This is a genomic window from Pseudoalteromonas sp. SIMBA_162, assembly GCF_046535955.1.
In the GTDB taxonomy this organism is placed as follows: domain Bacteria; phylum Pseudomonadota; class Gammaproteobacteria; order Enterobacterales; family Alteromonadaceae; genus Pseudoalteromonas; species Pseudoalteromonas marina.
On record NZ_JAWJBQ010000348.1, the window covers coordinates 1 to 275 of the forward strand.

A 275-nucleotide genomic window follows, 5' to 3' on the forward strand; every position below is an offset into this window, starting at 1 on the left:
TCGCGTCCGTCTTCAGCATCAGCGGCGGCACCGCGCTGACCAGCACTGCCTTCGCGACGCGGCCGGCCGGCTCGCCGTGCCGGGCCACGTAGCGCGCGACCTCGCCGCCGCCGGTCGAGTGACCGATGTGCACTGCGTTGCGCAGGTCGAGCGCCTCGGCCACCGCGAACGCATCCGCCGCGTAGTGATCCATGTCGTGGCCGTCGGATACCTGCGCCGAGCGGCCGTGCCCGCGGCGGTCGTGCGCGATCACGCGATAGCCTTTCTGGACGAAG

Annotated in this window: 1 protein-coding gene; it reads right to left on the minus strand. The window is 72.4% G+C overall.

Annotation, left to right across the window (positions count from 1 at the left end; translation table 11 throughout):
- A partial coding sequence (locus tag R0J88_RS19980) for an alpha/beta fold hydrolase (protein WP_410900872.1) occupies positions 1-275 on the minus strand: 275 nt, incomplete at both ends.